Below are 15,017 nucleotides of genomic sequence, written 5' to 3' on the forward strand. Positions count from 1 at the left end.
GCACCGCCTCGGTGAAATCCAATGGCGGCACCGCTTTTCGCCCGTCTTCCGGGCAGCGGCGTACGAGGAAGGACGCGATGATGCGTGCAGGAATGACCTTGAGACGGCTGGCCGCCGCCGGTGCCGCGCTCGCTCTCGGAGCGGGGGTGGCGGCGCTGTCGGCCCCGGCCGCGGACGCCGGACCCCAGCTGAGCCCGGCGTCGTGTGCCAACGCGCCCGCCGGCTACGCGAAATGCCAGGCCGTGCAACTGGTTTCGTCCGGGGCCCGCCCGGCCAGCGCGATGAGCCCGGCCGACCTGCAGAAGGCCTACGGCGTCGCCGGGATGAAGAGCGGCGGGACCACCGTCGCGATCGTCGACGCCTTCGACGACCCCGGCATCGAGAAGGACCTGAACGACTACCGCTCCCACTGGAACCTGGGCTCCTGCACCAAGGCGAACGGCTGCCTCACCGTGGTCGGCCAGGACGGCACGAGCACGCTTCCGTCCAAGACCGACTCGGGCTGGGCGACCGAGATGGCCATCGACGTCGACGCGGTCAGCGCGCTCTGCCCGGACTGCAAGATCCTGCTGGTGGAAGGCAACAGCAACGAGGACAGCGACCTCGCGGCGGCCGTCGACAGCGCGGTCCGGCTCGGTGCGAAGATCGTGTCGAACAGCTACGCCGACCACGAGAGCGCGATCCCCTCGGACGCCGAGCAGCACTACAACCACCCGGGCGTCGCGATCCTCGGCGCCACCGGCGACTGGGGCAGCGAAAGCGGTTCCCAGGCGGAATACCCGGCCACGTCGCCCGAGGTCGTCGCGGTCGGCGGCACCACGCTGACCGCGTCCGGCAGCGGCTACTCCGAAACCGCCTGGAGCAAGGCGGGCAGCGGCTGTTCGAGCAAGTTCAGCAAGCCCGCGTTCCAGAACGGGATCAGCACCGCGTGCGACAATCGGGCCACTTCGGACATTTCGGCGGACGCGGACCCCAACAGCGGCATCACGATCTACGTCAACGGCCAGCAGTCGCAGTACGGCGGCACCAGCCTCGCCACCCCGATCGTCGCAGGCATCTGGGCGCTCGCGGGCGCACCGAAGGACGGCGACAACGCCGCGACCTACCCGTACGCGCACACCGGCGACTTCAACGACGTCACCTCGGGCAGCAACGGCAGCTGCGGCACGGTGATCTGCGACGCCGGCACCGGCTGGGACGGCCCGACCGGCCTCGGCACCCCGCACGGCGTCACCGGCCTGACCCCCGGCGGCGGCACCAACGGCAAGCTGAGCGTCAGCAACCCGGGCAACCAGAACAGCGTGGTGGGCAAGGCGGTTTCGCTGAAGGTCACGGCGTCGGGCGGCACCTCGCCCTACACCTACTCGGCCGACGGCCTCCCCGCCGGGCTGGCCATCGACGGCAAGACCGGCTCCATCACCGGCACGCCGAGCGCCGCGGGCACCAGCAACGTCACCGTGACTGCCACCGACTCCGCCGGGGCGACCGCGCAGGCTCCGTTCACCTGGACCGTCACGACGGCTCCGGTGGGCAAGCTGACCGCGAAGTTCACCACCGACTACGACTACGGGTTCGGCGCCTTCGCGCACTTCACGATCACCAACGGCGGTTCGTCGGCGTCGAACGGCTGGACACTGTCGTTCGACCTGGCTTCGAACGAATCGCTGTCGAACACGAACCCGGGCACCGCGTCCAGCTCGACCGGGCACGTCGTGATCACCGGACAGGACAGCATCCCGGCGGGCGGCAGCCTCACCGTCTCGCAGATCTACCAGGTGTCGGGCGGCTCGTTCACCGCTCCGGCCAACGTTTCCGTTTCCTGACCCGGCAGCCGCCGTGCCGTCGCCTCGGGCGCGGCACGGCGGTTTCCGTCAGTCCAGGCAGAACTCGTTGCCCTCGACGTCCTGCATCGGGATGCAGGACTCGTTCACGCCGTCCGCCTCCAGCACCTGCACGATGGACGCGCCCAGCGCGACCAGCCGGTCGGCCTCGGCTTTCAGCGCCGCCAGCCGTTCCTCGCCCACCAGACCGGTGCCTGCGCGCACGTCGAGGTGCACCCGGTTCTTCACCACGCGGCCCTCGGGCACCCGCTGGAAGAACAGCCGCGGTCCGACGCCGTTCGGATCGACGCAGGCGAACGCCGAGCCCTGATGCTCGGCCGGCAGCGAACGGTCGAACTCCGCCCAGTCGGCGAACCCTTCCGGCGGTGGCGGCACAACGTAACCCAGCACCTCGCACCAGAAGCGGGCGACGCGCTCGGGCTCCGCGCAATCGAAAGTGACCTGGACCTGCTTGACCGACCCCATGCGCTCACCTTACCGGCGGGCCGCGGCCAGCGCCGGATCCCGTCCGGCGGCGAGATCGTCCGGGGCGAAGACCGGGACCTGCAGATCCGGGCTGATGCCGGTGCCGTCGTAGGTGCGGCCGTGCGGATCGAGGTACTCCTCGTTCGGCAACGCCACCTTCCAGCCCGGCTTAGGCAGCGTTCGCTCCAGCAGGTCCGAGAAGGCGCCCTGAGTGGACTGTCCGATCAGGACCGGCCGCGGATGCCGGTTCAGCAGCGCTTGCAGGAAGGTCTCTCCCGCTGAGACGTCCAGGCTGCCAGTCAGGACCGTGAGCGGGCCGGTGTAACGCGGTGCCGCGGCTGGCTGCACGAAGAACGGTTGCGGGACAGTGAATCGCGTTGGATCGTCCGGGTCGTTGCGGGCACGTTTGGCGTAGGCGAAGTGCGGGACATCGGTCAGCCGGGCGGCGACTTGCAAGCCGAGCGGGTCGTCCCCGCCGCCGTTGACGCGCAGGTCGAGGATCAGGCCGCGCAGCGTGTGCACCCGGTCGGCGGTGAAGATTTCGTCCAGCGCTTTCGCCAAAACCTTGCTGCTGGCAGCGAAAGTGTCGGCGTAGTCGTGGAATCCGCTGATCCGCAGGTATCCGCGGCCCTCCGGCAGATCTGCGTAGGCGATGGCTCCGTCGGCCCAACGCTGAATCGGCGCGCCGAGATTCGCATCGGCTACGGCGATTGCGCGCGGGACGGTCGTTTTCAGATCAGGAGTGCCGGGTCGCGGGAAAGAGCAGTGCTGGCCTGCGGCGAGCAGACCGACATGGGCGTCGTGCAGCGGACGGATCAGTCCACAAAGGACGTCGAAGAGCCGCTCCGGATGCGCGGCGACCTCGCGGCGGGCAGCGTCCCCTTCGGACTTCCAGTCGACGCCTTTCGCCCGGAAGAAGGGATAATTCTCGGCAAAGGTGTGCCAGAAGACGTCGAACAGGTCTGCGGACGAAGCCTGGCACGCAGGCGGCAATCCACCCGGGACGCGACGCAACGACCGCACGCCGAGGTTGTCGTCGAAACTCATCCGGCCCGCCCGGATGGTGACGACCGAGCCTTCGTTCGTGGAAAACGTTGTGCCGTCGCCAGTTCCGGAAAGAGTGCCGGGCAAGCAACTGACTTCGGTGACGTCGTAAGTCGTCAGCTTGCCGCCGGACACGTGGACCAGCTGCCCGTACCCGTCGGTCCGCCAGAGAACGTCCACAGTGGAAGGAGGGGCCGCGGCCACCGAGAGAATCGCCAAGCCCGACAGGAAGATTCGCACGAGCCGAGGGTAGAAAAAGCCGGGGGCGCACGGAATACCGCGCGCCCCCGGCACTGTGGTGGGGTTGCCCCTACCACGGGAGAACTCAGCCGAAGAAGACTTCGGCTTCCTGGTACCGCTCCAGCGGAACGGTCTTCAGCTCGGCCGTCGCCTCGGACAGCTTCACGCGCACGATCTCGGTGCCCTTGAGCGCCACCATCACGCCGAAGTCGCCGTCGGCGACGGCGTCCACCGCGTGCAGGCCGAAGCGCGTCGCGAGGACCCGGTCATAAGCGGTCGGGGTGCCGCCGCGCTGGACGTGGCCGAGCACGACCGCGCGCGATTCCTTGCCGGTGCGCTCGGAGATCTCGTCGGCCAGCCAGTTGCCGATGCCGCCGAGCCGGACGTGCCCGAAGGCGTCCTTCTCGCCGGTCAGCAGCTTCTCCTCGCCGCCCTCGGGCAGCGCGCCCTCGGCCACGACGATGATCGGCGCGTACTCCTTCTCGAAGCGCTGCTCGACCCACTGCACGACCTGGTCGACGGAGAACTGCCGCTCCGGCACCAGGATCACGCTCGCGCCGCCGGCGAGGCCGGAGTGCAGCGCGATCCAGCCCGCGTGCCGTCCCATGACCTCGATGACGAGCGCCCGGTGGTGCGATTCGGCCGTGGTGTGCAGCCGGTCGATCGCCTCGGTGGCGATGGAGACCGCGGTGTCGAAGCCGAACGTGTAGTCGGTGGCCCCGAGGTCGTTGTCGATCGTCTTGGGCACGCCGACGACGCCGATGCCGTCGTCGGTCAGCCGCTTGGCGACGCCGAGGGTGTCCTCGCCGCCGATCGCGATCAGCGCGTCGACCTCCTGGTCGGCGAGCACCTTGCGGATCTGGTCGACGCCGCCGTCGACCTTGTACGGGTTCGTCCGCGACGACCGCAGGATGGTGCCCCCGCGGGTGAGGATGTCCTCGACGTCGGCGAGGCCGAGCGGCCGGCTGTCGCCGGTCAGCGGGCCCTGCCAGCCGTTGCGGAAGCCGACGAACTCCCAGCCGTGCACTTCGACGCCCTTGCGGACCACCGCGCGGATCACCGCGTTCAGGCCGGGGCAGTCGCCGCCCCCCGTCAGCACACCGACACGCATCTGTTGCCTCCGTCTTTCCTCGCAGGGAGAGTGCAGTCACAGTCCGCGGACAGCGTAGCGGCTTTCATCTGGATCGGTGCAGGGCGGACCACCTGCCCAATCCGGTCCGGGCCGGGGCGGCTAGGAGGTGTGTTACGGTGGCGGCGTGCAGCGCTATTTCTGGTTTACGAAGCCGGCCCCGGGTGGGCACGGCGGCGTGAACCTGCGCTGACCTCCACCCCGAGCCGGATCTCGAACCGGCTCGGCGAATCCCCCGCGGGTCGGTGTCCACCAGGAAGGAACCACCCGCTCATGAGCACCCGCCTCGTCGCCGCCCCCGCCGACGCGAGCACGCTGGACAACCGCCGCACCACGTCGGTCAGTCCCCTCATCTCGCCCGCGCTGCTGCGCGAAGACCATCCCGTGGACGCCGCGGTCGCGAAAGTCGTGGAAAACGGCCGCACGGAAACCGTCGACATCCTCGACGGCCGCGACGACCGTCTCGCCGTGATCGTCGGCCCGTGCTCGGTCCACGACCCCGAAGCCGCGCTCGACTACGCCCGCCGCCTGGCCGCCAAGGCGGAGGCTCTGCGCGAAGATCTGCACATCGTGATGCGGGTGTACTTCGAAAAGCCGCGCACGACGCTGGGCTGGAAGGGCCTGATCAACGACCCGGATCTGGACGGGACCTTCGCCGTCAACAAGGGCCTGCGCCTGGCCAGGAAGCTCCTGCTGGACGTCTCCGGACTGGGCCTCCCGGTCGGCTGCGAATTCCTCGACCCGATCACCCCGCAGTTCATCGCCGACATCGTCACCTGGGGCTCGATCGGCGCCCGCACCGCGGCGAGCCAGGTCCACCGGCAACTGTGCAGCGCCCTGTCCATGCCGGTCGGCATCAAGAACTCGACGGAAGGCGACATCCAGGTAGCCGTGGACGCGACCCGCGCCGCCGCCGCCTCGCACGTCTTCCCCGGCATCAACGTGGACGGCCTGGCCGCCCTGGTGACGACCTCCGGAAACCCGGACTGCCACGTCATCCTGCGCGGCAGCTCCGCGGGCCCGAACCACGACCCGGCCTCAGTCGAGGAAACCCTGGCCCGCCTGGCGAAATCCGGCCTCCCGGAACGCCTGGTGATCGACGCGAGCCACGGCAACAGCAACAAGGACCACGTCCGCCAGGCAGAAGTAGTCCGCGACCTGGCCGCCCGAATCTCCTCGGGCGAACGCGGCATCGCAGGCCTGATGCTGGAAAGCAACCTGGCCGCCGGCCGCCAAGACCTGGTGCTGGGCCACTCGGCGGACCTGACCTACGGCCAGTCGATCACCGACGCCTGCATGGACTGGGACACGACAGCAGACCTGCTGGACACCCTGGCCACCGCAGTCCGCACCCGCCGCGGCTGACAGCCCCGCTCCCGCTCCGCCGGTCGTGAGGGCCACCCTGAGGAACTCTGATTCCCTCAGGGTTCCCCTCACGACCACCGAAGTACGTGAGGGCCCCCTTCACGTACCTAGGTTCCCTCAAGGAGCCCTTCACGGACCGCGACGCACCCAATGTGGCATTCGGTGCATCTAACGCACCCAATGCCACATTGGGGCGCTAGCCCCAACCCACGAGACCGCAGCCGATACACCCAACGATCGAGCCACCAAGCCGCTCGCCGCAGCCGATGCGCCCGACGATCAGCGCACTCAGCCCTTGACCGCAGCCGATGCACCCAACCATCGAGGCACCCAGCCCCTCCCCCGCACCCCGATACGAAGCTCCCCTGCGGTTCGGGGGTGCTTGTCAAGGCATCTTTCCCGCCTTGACAAGCACCCCCGAACCGTCAGCACAATCAAGCTTCGGGGTGCCCCACGCACGCCAGGGCGCAATGTCGCCGCCAGGCGACGAGCCGACCCTCACCGCCCCCGACGAAACGCCTCCTCAATAACCCCCCACCGCTGCAAATTATGCCGAGCATCAGCCAACGCATCGTGCTGATCCCCAGGCGCAGCAGGCAACTTAGGCTTCCCCGCATCCTCCCACCGCTGCCTCAAATCCCGGGTGAACCGGGGCAACTGCCGAGGCAACGCAGGCATCGGCCCCCACAACTGCGCCAACGCCACATGGTCATAAGCCGCGAACCAGGCCCACAGCTCGATCCCCCCAGGCGGCTTCCCGAAGAACTCCAGCAGATCCGCCCGGATCCGCTCCCGGCTCCGCCAAGCCGGATCCGCCGGCGAGGGCAGCTTGGGCAGCACATTCTCCCGCACCCAAGCCCCGGCCCGCCCGGGGTCGAAATCAGTGGACACGGCATAGAACTCGCGCCCGCGCTCGTCAACGACACCGATCGACACCAGGTCAATCGTCACGCCGTCCTCAATAAACTCGGTGTCGTAGAAAAAACGCACCGGGGAACTCTAGTGGGGCGCTACCCGGCCTTCGTCTCCGGCACCCGATCGGCGTCCAGAGCCCTCGGCTGGGCCGGCACCGCGGGCTTCACCCCGGCCGCCTCGGCGGCGAGCAGTTCCTTGGCCTTGGCCGCGTAAATGTCCACGTACTCCTGGCCGGACAGCTCCATCAGCGCGTACATGATCTCGTCGGTGATGGACCGTTCGATGAACCGGTCGCCGGCCAATCCCTCGTAGCGGGAGAAGTCGAGCGGCTTGCCGAAGCGCACCTCGAGCCGCCGCGGCCACCACATCTTGGAACCGATCGGGTTGACCTTGTCCGTGCCGACCATCGCCACCGGGACCACGACGCCGCGCGATTCGAGCGCGATCCGGGCGACGCCGGTCTTGCCCTTGTACAGCCGTCCGTCCGGGGAGCGGGTGCCCTCGGGGTAGATGCCGAGCAGGTGCCCGTCCTTGACCAGCCGGATCGCGGTGTCGAGCGCGGCCTGCGCGGCGTTGCCGCCGGAGCGGTCGATGGGGAACTGGCCGACGCCGGTGAAGAACCACTTCTTGAGCAGGCCCTTGAACCCGGGCTCGGTGAAGTACTCCGACTTCGCCGGGAAGGTGACCTTGCGCTTGACCCGCAGCGGCATGAAGAACGAATCCGCGACCGCGAGGTGGTTGCCGGCGAGGATGGCGCCACCCGTCTCGGGGATGTTTTCGGCGCCGACGACTTTCGTGGGCCACAGCGTCTTCAGCAGCGGCCCGATGAACACCCACTTCATCAGCCAGTACAGCACCGGGTTCCAGTCCTTTCCTGCCCGCGCGGGCCCCGGCAGGTCAGCGTACGGAACAAGCACCGGCCCGCACAACGCGAGAGCGGGCGGTCACCCGGGGGCAGCGACCGATCTCACAGCGGAACCGGACGGATCCTCGCTTCCGCGACTAGGCCACACAACCCGGCTTCGGCGTGAGAGCATGGAGAGACTCCACCGCTTCGATTCGGAAGGGCGTTCGTGATGGGCGTGCTCGCCGGCGCGGAACCGTTCTCCCACCCGGGTTCCTCCGGGGCCGGCTTCCTGCTCTGCCACGGATTCACCGCGACGCCCGACGGCATGCGCGCCTGGGGCGGGCACCTGGCCGCCGAGGGCTTCGCGGTGCGCTGCCCGCTGCTGCCCGGCCACGGCACGCACTGGCGCGACCTCAACCGCACGACCTGGCAGGACTGGTACGCCACCGTCCGCGAGGCGCTGCTGGCCCTGCGCGCGGAATGCGACCAGGTGTTCGTCGGCGGGATGTCGATGGGCGGGACGCTCAGCCTCCGCCTCGCCGAGGAGTTCGGCGCGGACATCTCCGGCCTCGTGCTGGTCAACCCGTCGGTCACGCGGCTGAGCCTGGACGCCAAGGTGCTGCCGCTGCTGTCGCGGGTGGTCCCGTCGATCCGCGCGATCGGCAACGACATCGCGAAGCCCGGCGAGGTCGAACTGGCCTACCCGCGCACCCCGGTGCGGGCCGCGGCGAGCCTCGCCCGGCTGTGGAAGATCGTGCGCGCCGACCTGCCGAAGGTGACGCAGCCGGTGCTGCTGCTGCACTCGCGGGTCGACCACGTCGTCGAACCCGAGAACTCGCAGATCGTTCTGGACGGCATCTCGAGCACGGACGTGACCGAGGTGGTGCTGGAGAACAGCTTCCACGTCGCGACGCAGGACCACGACGCGGAACTGATCTTCAGCCGCAGTGTCGACTTCGCCCGGCAGCTGCGGGCGGGACAGGTGGGTGCCGGATGAACCGGGGGAAAGGCGCGGACGGGCCCGAGGACGTCGACGCCACGTTCGCCGAGATCGTGGCCGACCTCCGGGCCGAAGGCGTGGGCGTGTTCCTGGACGAGGACCCGTTCTCCGGCGCCGGTCCCAAGGCCGCCGAGCCCGAGGCGTCCTCCGGAGCCGAACCCGAAGCGGGCAAGACCAAGCCGAAGCCCGCCGCGGACCCGCCCGCCGCTCCCCCCGTGTCGTCCTCGGAAGGCTGGCGCACCGGCGGCACCGACTGGGACACCACGATCTTCTCCGGCGACCCGGCCGAGGACGACGAGCACTACGTGCCCCCGGAGCCGCCGCCGCTGCCGCGCTGGCGCAAGGGCGCGTTCATCGTGCTGCTGTTCTTCGTCGTCGGGCTCCTGCTGCTGATCGTGCCGAGCCTGATCGGGGTCGGCCCGGCGCTCGCCACCCCGCTCGGCATCCTCTCGCTCGCCACCGGCATCGCGCTGCTCCTGCTGCGCGTGCGCCAGGGCCCGCCGCCCGGCGCGGACCCCAGCAACGGCGCCCAGGTCTGACCGGACGGGCATGCGGATCGACTTCCGGGCGTCCCGGCGTTCCACCGTCGGCGCGGAATGGGAACTCGCGCTGGTGGACCGGCGCAGCGGCGAACTGCGGTCGGTCGCGGAGGAACTGCTCGCCGCGGTCCGCCCGGACGGCGCGCCCGAGCATCCCCGGATCAAACAGGAACTGCTGCTCAACACCATCGAGGTGGTCAGCGGCGTCTGCCGCACGGTCGGCGAGGTGAAACACGACCTCGCCGAGGCGCTGGACGAGGTGCACCGCGTCGCCGATCCGCTGGGCGTCGAGCTGTTCTCCGCGGGCTCGCACCCGTTTTCCTCGTGGTACCGGCAGAAGGTCACCGACAAGGAGCGCTACGCCAAGCTGATCGACCGCACCCAGTGGTGGGGCAGGCAGATGCTGATTTACGGCGTGCACGTCCACGTCGGGCTCGACCACCGGGACAAGGTGCTGCCGGTGCTCGACGGGCTGCTGCGCTACGCACCGCATCTGCAGGCGCTGTCCGCGTCGTCGCCGTACTGGTCCGGCGAGGACACCGGGTACGCCTCGAACCGGGCGCTGATGTTCCAGCAGCTGCCTACCGCCGGGCTGCCGTTCCAGTTCCGCGAATGGGCGGAGCTGGAAGGCTACGTCGAGGACATGTTCACCACCGGCGTGATCGACCATTTTTCCGAGATCCGCTGGGACATCCGCCCGGCCCCGCATTTCGGCACCATCGAGATGCGCGTGTGCGACGGGCTGCCGACGCTGCAGGAGGTCGGCGCGATCTCGGCGCTCACCCAGTGCTTGGTGGACGATTTCAGCGACCGGCTCGACAAGGGCGAGACGCTGCCGGTGCTGCCGCCGTGGCACGTGCAGGAGAACAAGTGGCGAGCCGCCCGCTACGGCCTCGACGCGATCGTCATCCTCGACGCCGCCGGCCGCGAACGGCTCGTCACCGAAGACCTCGCCGAACTGCTGGACCGGCTGGAACCGGTCGCCAAGCGGCTGGACTGCGTCCGCGAGCTGCGCGATGTCGAGAACATTCTCCGGGTCGGCGCGAGTTATCAGCGGCAGCGGGCGGTCGCCAAGCAGTACAACGGGTCCTTGAAGGCCGTGGTCGCCGCGCTGGTCACCGAGATGCGCGAGGGCGTCCCGCACGTTTAGCTGTGGCCCGGGAGGCAGCGATGTCGCATACGTTCAGCACGCTTGTCGAGCTCAACGGCAAGACCGCCACCGGTTTCCGGGTCCCGGCCGAGGTCGTCGAGGCGCTCGGCCAGGGACGGCGGCCGAAAGTGCGGGTGACGATCGGTCCGCACACCTACCGCAGCACTGTCGCGGTCTATTCCGGCGACTTCATGCTGCCGCTCAGCGCGGCGAACCGGGAGGCGGCCGGGGTCGCCGCCGGGGAGACGGTCGAGGTCACGCTCGAAGCCGACCTCGCCGAGCGGACCGTCGAACTGCCGGACGAGCTGGCTTCGGCACTGGCGACACGGCCCGGCGCGCGAGCGGCGTTCGACAAGCTTTCCTTTACCGCCCAACGGGAACGGACTGAAGCGGTCACCTCGGCCAAGCGCGCCGAGACCCGGGAGCGGCGGATCGCGAAGATCGTCGCCGAGCTCGCCGGGGACGGGCTCCCCTAGCTGATCGTGACGCCGGGCTTGCCGAACCCGCCGAGCACGGTGTCGACGACGCGGGTGGCCAGCGCGTCCGGGTCGGCGGAGTCCTGGTCCTGCGCTGCTTCGTGGATGAGCGCGCAGTAGACGCGACGCGCCCAGACCAGGTCGACGCCGGGCCGCAGCGCGCCGCTCTCCTCCAGCCGCCGGAAGAAGACGTCGCATTGGGCGAGCACGTCCGGGGTCAGGACGCCTTCTTCGGCCGGGTGCGCGTTCATCGCGAAGCCCCACCGGAGCTTGACGCTCAGCACCTTCGCGGTGACCTGGTAAAGCGCGACCAACGGCGGCGTGACGTCGGGCCGGACGCTGGCGAGCGCGTTGTGGAACTGCTGCGTCGCCCACAAGGTCATCGCGTCGACCAGCGCCTCCCGGCTGGCGAACCGGCGGTGCACCGTGGTCCGCGAGACGCCAGCGGCCTCGGCGATCTGCTCCATGGTCGCCGCCGGGTTGTCGCTGAGCACCCGTTCGGCCGCCTCGAGGATCGCCTGGGCCGTCCGTTCCGAGTCCGCGCGCAGGGCCCGTTTCTCCATGCTGCCCAGTTTACGCCATGGTTGCCACTCGGTTCATAGTTGCGACACTGATGTTGCAACTGCTAGCTTAGCTGCATCGCCTTTGACACGACTTTTTGGGGGTTTTGCGATGGACCTGCAGCTGACCGACAAGACCGCAGTAGTCACCGGAGCGAGCCGGGGAATCGGCCTGGCCACGGTTTCCGCGCTGCTCGGTGAAGGAATGCGCGTGGTGGCCGCGGCCCGGACGATCACGCCGGAACTCAAGGAAACCGGCGCGGTGCCGATCTCGGTGGACCTCTCCACACCCGACGGTCCCGGACGGTTGATCGACCAAGCCGTCGCGGAACTCGGCGGCTTGGACGTCCTGGTGAACAACGTCGGCGGCGGCGACAGCGCCAGCGGACAGGCCGGTGGTTTCCTGTCGATCGCGGACCAGCAGTGGACGGACCTGCTGGAACTGAATTTCCTCGCCGCGGTGCGAGCTTCCCGTGCCGCACTGCCCCACCTGATCGAACGCCGGGGCGCGATCGTCACGGTGTCCTCGAACGGCGCGCGGATTCCGCATTCGGGCCCGATCGCTTACACCACCGCGAAAGCCGCGCTGACCGCTTTCGGGAAGGCGTTGGCGGAGGAGTTCGGCCCCCAGGGCGTGCGAGTCAACACGGTCTCGCCCGGGCCGGTGCGCACCGCGCTGTGGGAAGGCCCGGACAGCTACGGTGCCGAGCTGGCTTCGTCGATGGGGTTGGCGCACGAGGATCTGCTGGCCGCACTGCCCGCCGGTGCCGGAATGCTGACCGGACGCCTGATCGAACCGGGTGAGGTGGCTACGTTGATCGCGTACCTGGCGTCGCCGCTGGCTTCGAGCATCACCGGGACGGACCATCTGGTGGATGCGGGCTCGGTGAAGACCGTGTGACGGCTAGCGCTGGCGGGGCGGATGGCTGGCTTGACTGCTCGCGATTTGTCGCCGCCACCACGACACGAGCCGGAAGGCAGCCGCTCTTGGCTAGCTGCTCGATGCCTCGCGAGGGCGCTTTGCCGCGCGATTCACGATCGGCTGCGACGGGCGTGATCACGCGGAGCATTGCCGGGCTATGGACGAGGGCGTGTGGCGTTCGCTCAACCGCCGCTTCCGCCTCGGGATTCCCGACCGGCCACGCCACTCACCACCGCGGAGGCAAGCCCCGCCGCCCCACCGCACAGCAGCCGCATCCACACGACATCCGCTCAACGCCAGCAACAAGACTCCCGGCCCGACCACGCCACGCACCACCACGGAGGCAATGCCCGCAGCCTCACCGGACAGCAACTGCCTCCACGCGACACCCGCTCAGCCCCAGCAACAAGACTCCCAGCCCGGCCACGCCACTCACCACCACAGAGGCAACCCCCACCGCCCCACCGCACAGCAACTGCACCCACGCGACACCCACTCAACGCCAGCAACAAGATTCCCAGCCCGGCCACGCCGCTCTCGACCAACCACCACCACGGAGGTGATCCCCGAAGCCACACCAAACAACAGCCGCGGCCAAGCGAGCCCCGCTCAGCCGCCCAGTTCCCGCAGCAGCGTCCCTGGTCCGAGCACCAACGCGCCGAGATCGCCGACCCGGCCGCGCAGTTCTCGGTCGGCCGTCACCACCACGACGTGGTCGTCCGGGCGTTGGCGGGCGGTGGCGGTCACCTCCACGATCTTCGAATCGCCGTCCGTCTCCGCGGCGACGACCTCGACTCCGGGGATCGGCTCGACTCCCCTGGCCTTGCCCTCCACCACCAGCACCACCCGGGGCCACCAGGACCACGCCGGGCCCGCGCCGATTCCGGTCACGGCGTCGCGCAGACCTTGTTCGGCCGGACCGGTCAGCTGGTCGCGCAGTCGTTCCGCGGCGGCGTGGCGGTCGCGCCACCAGCCGTCGGGGCGGGAGCCCATCACGTTCGCCGCGTCGACCACCAGGACCAGTTCGCGGCCCAGCTGTTCGCGCAGCACCGGCCAGGCGGCGGCGAAATCTCGGTGGAGGTCCAGGGCAGCCACCTCATCCGGCGGGACCCAGCGCATCTCGGCGCTTTCCTCGTTCGCGACCTGGGCTTGCAACGCACTGTCGGCCAGGCCGAGGACCGTCGTGTACTGCCATTCGCCGTGGTCCAGCACCGAGGCAGACATCGCGCGGAACGCGGACGCGGGGATGGCGGCCTCTTCCCACGCTTCCCGGGCAGCGGCCTCGTGCACGGTCTCGCCGACTTCGAGCGCGCCGCCGGGCAGAGCCCACGTGCCGCCGTTGTGCACCCACGACGCGCGCTGCTGCAACAGCACCCCGCGGCTGGGATCGCACAACAACAAGCCGGCCGCGCCGAACGCGCCCCAGTGCTGCCTGCCGCAGGAGCACCGCACGAAGCGGTTGGCGGTCATCGGCGTCACCGGCCCAGCCTTCCACAGAACGTCGTGCGTGTTAATCCCGGTGAGAACCGTGAATGCCACGCACGAGCCCTGCGGAACCTCGTGCGCGCCTAGGCCGGTTCTAACCGGCGTACGCACTCACAACGTGTCCATCGCCAACGCCGCCGCACCGACGATCGCCGTGTCGTCGCCCAGGTGCGCGGTCCGGATCCGGGCCAGCGGACGGTGCCGGGCACCCGTGATCGCTCCGGAGTAGTGCTCCCGGGCCTCGTCCAGGAACAGCGGCGCGGACTCCGACACTCCCCCGCCGATCACGATGATCTCCGGGTCGAAGACGTCCGCCACCAGGGCCAGTCCCTCGCCCAGCCATTTCGCCAGTTCCGCCATGGCGCGCAAGGCGATCGGGTCGCCGTCGCGGGCCGCGCGGGCCACTCGGCGGCCGGTGACCGAACCGGGGTCGCCAGCGATTTCCCGGGACAGCACAGTGGACCGGCCGGGGTACCGAGCGAGCAGCTCGACGGCGGTCGCGGCCAGCGCGGTGCCGCTGCAATAGCGCTCCCAGCAGCCGTACTTGCCGCACGGGCACGCGCGGCCGTTGCGCACCACCGTGAGGTGGCCGAGTTCCGGCGCGACCCCGTGGGCGCCCCGGTAAATCTCGCCGTCCAGCAGCAAACCCGCGCCGATTCCGGTGCCCAGCGCGACCAACGCGGCCACCCCCGCACCGCGCGCGGCGCCGAAGCGGTGTTCGGCGACGACCGCCGAATTGACGTCGTGCTCCAGCGTCACCGAGAGTCCGACGCGCTTCGCGATCCGGTCCGCCACCGGGGCGTTGCGCCAGGCGAGATGCGGCGCGAACATCACCGAGCGCCGGTCGCGGGTCACGAAACCGGCCACGGCCAGGCCGACCGCGGCGACGTCGTGCCGGTTGCGCAGGTCTTCGACGACCCCGGCGATGGCGTCTTCGAGCGCGTTCTCCTCGCTCGGCGTCCCGACGCGCGCCGTGTCGAGCAGCGAGCCGCGCTCGTCCACGACGCCGGCGCGCACGCTGGTGCCGCCGACGTCCACC

At 69.8% G+C, this 15,017-nt stretch carries 15 protein-coding genes; 7 read left to right on the forward strand and 8 right to left on the reverse strand.

From position 1 onward, the window contains the following. The first annotated feature begins 77 nt into the window (after positions 1–77). Positions 78–1,823, forward strand: coding sequence for a putative Ig domain-containing protein (locus tag WA670_RS25525; RefSeq protein WP_078870314.1), 1,746 nt, complete (start codon positions 78–80; stop codon positions 1,821–1,823). A gap of 48 nt (positions 1,824–1,871) precedes the next feature. On the opposite strand, the gene WA670_RS25530 is transcribed toward WA670_RS25525, so the two are convergent. The 3 genes from WA670_RS25530 to WA670_RS25540 all read right to left on the reverse strand — a co-directional run bounded on the left by WA670_RS25530 (position 1,872) and on the right by WA670_RS25540 (position 4,701). Next, a complete protein-coding gene (locus WA670_RS25530) occupies positions 1,872–2,306 on the reverse strand; it encodes a VOC family protein (RefSeq protein ID WP_134668536.1) in 435 nt (144 codons plus the stop codon). 9 nt (positions 2,307–2,315) lie between these two features. Continuing rightward, positions 2,316–3,590, reverse strand: coding sequence for a S41 family peptidase (locus WA670_RS25535; protein ID WP_336159096.1), 1,275 nt, complete (start codon positions 3,588–3,590; stop codon positions 2,316–2,318). Between the two features lie 85 nt (positions 3,591–3,675). Then, positions 3,676–4,701 carry a 6-phosphofructokinase gene (locus WA670_RS25540; RefSeq protein WP_134668539.1) on the reverse strand — a complete coding sequence of 342 codons (1,026 nt, stop codon included), beginning with the start codon at positions 4,699–4,701 and terminating at the stop codon, positions 3,676–3,678. 291 nt (positions 4,702–4,992) lie between these two features. Here WA670_RS25540 and WA670_RS25545 point away from each other — a divergent pair, with 291 nt between their 5' ends. Then, the gene (locus WA670_RS25545; RefSeq protein ID WP_037809861.1) at positions 4,993–6,084 is read left to right on the forward strand and encodes a 3-deoxy-7-phosphoheptulonate synthase; all 1,092 of its coding nucleotides are present in this window, start codon (positions 4,993–4,995) and stop codon (positions 6,082–6,084) included. Between the two features lie 498 nt (positions 6,085–6,582). On the opposite strand, the gene WA670_RS25550 is transcribed toward WA670_RS25545, so the two are convergent. Together WA670_RS25550 and WA670_RS25555 are read right to left on the reverse strand one after the other, a co-directional pair. Then, positions 6,583–7,074, reverse strand: coding sequence for a polyadenylate-specific 3'-exoribonuclease AS (locus WA670_RS25550; protein WP_037809860.1), 492 nt, complete (start codon positions 7,072–7,074; stop codon positions 6,583–6,585). A gap of 20 nt (positions 7,075–7,094) precedes the next feature. Continuing rightward, entirely contained in the window at positions 7,095–7,856 is a 762-nt protein-coding gene (locus tag WA670_RS25555) for a lysophospholipid acyltransferase family protein (protein WP_037809856.1), read from the reverse strand. Between the two features lie 219 nt (positions 7,857–8,075). On the opposite strand from WA670_RS25555, the gene WA670_RS25560 reads away from it, so the two are divergent. The 4 genes from WA670_RS25560 to WA670_RS25575 are packed head-to-tail and all read left to right on the forward strand — an operon-like array spanning position 8,076 to position 11,011. Then, positions 8,076–8,843 carry an alpha/beta hydrolase gene (locus WA670_RS25560; RefSeq protein ID WP_134668547.1) on the forward strand — a complete coding sequence of 256 codons (768 nt, stop codon included), beginning with the start codon at positions 8,076–8,078 and terminating at the stop codon, positions 8,841–8,843. Continuing rightward, a complete protein-coding gene (locus WA670_RS25565) occupies positions 8,840–9,385 on the forward strand; it encodes a hypothetical protein (RefSeq protein ID WP_336159097.1) in 546 nt (181 codons plus the stop codon). Before WA670_RS25560 ends, WA670_RS25565 begins: the two co-directional genes overlap by 4 nt. 10 nt (positions 9,386–9,395) lie before the next feature. Continuing rightward, entirely contained in the window at positions 9,396–10,535 is a 1,140-nt protein-coding gene (locus WA670_RS25570) for a glutamate--cysteine ligase (RefSeq protein ID WP_134730180.1), read from the forward strand. 20 nt (positions 10,536–10,555) lie between these two features. Continuing rightward, a complete protein-coding gene (locus WA670_RS25575; protein WP_336159098.1) occupies positions 10,556–11,011 on the forward strand; it encodes a YdeI/OmpD-associated family protein in 456 nt (151 codons plus the stop codon). On the opposite strand, the gene WA670_RS25580 is transcribed toward WA670_RS25575, so the two are convergent. Next, positions 11,008–11,574, reverse strand: a complete 567-nt coding sequence (locus WA670_RS25580; RefSeq protein ID WP_043829116.1) for a TetR/AcrR family transcriptional regulator — start codon at positions 11,572–11,574, stop codon at positions 11,008–11,010. The two genes, WA670_RS25575 and WA670_RS25580, sit on opposite strands and share 4 nt — an antisense overlap. Before the next feature lie 109 nt (positions 11,575–11,683). Here WA670_RS25580 and WA670_RS25585 point away from each other — a divergent pair, with 109 nt between their 5' ends. Next, positions 11,684–12,472: an SDR family oxidoreductase gene (locus tag WA670_RS25585; protein ID WP_037809846.1), complete on the forward strand. Its 789-nt coding sequence runs from the start codon at positions 11,684–11,686 to the stop codon at positions 12,470–12,472. 630 nt (positions 12,473–13,102) lie between these two features. Here the strand turns inward: WA670_RS25585 and WA670_RS25590 are convergent. Then, positions 13,103–13,972 carry an NUDIX domain-containing protein gene (locus WA670_RS25590; RefSeq protein WP_336159230.1) on the reverse strand — a complete coding sequence of 290 codons (870 nt, stop codon included), beginning with the start codon at positions 13,970–13,972 and terminating at the stop codon, positions 13,103–13,105. 117 nt (positions 13,973–14,089) lie between these two features. Further along, positions 14,090–15,016 (reverse strand): ROK family protein, encoded by a 927-nt coding sequence (locus WA670_RS25595; RefSeq protein WP_037810117.1) that lies wholly within the window; start codon positions 15,014–15,016, stop codon positions 14,090–14,092. Between the last annotated feature and the right edge of the window lies 1 nt (position 15,017).

Origin of the sequence: Amycolatopsis sp. VC5-11 (assembly GCF_037034185.1) — a bacterium.
Lineage (GTDB): Bacteria > Actinomycetota > Actinomycetes > Mycobacteriales > Pseudonocardiaceae > Amycolatopsis > Amycolatopsis nivea.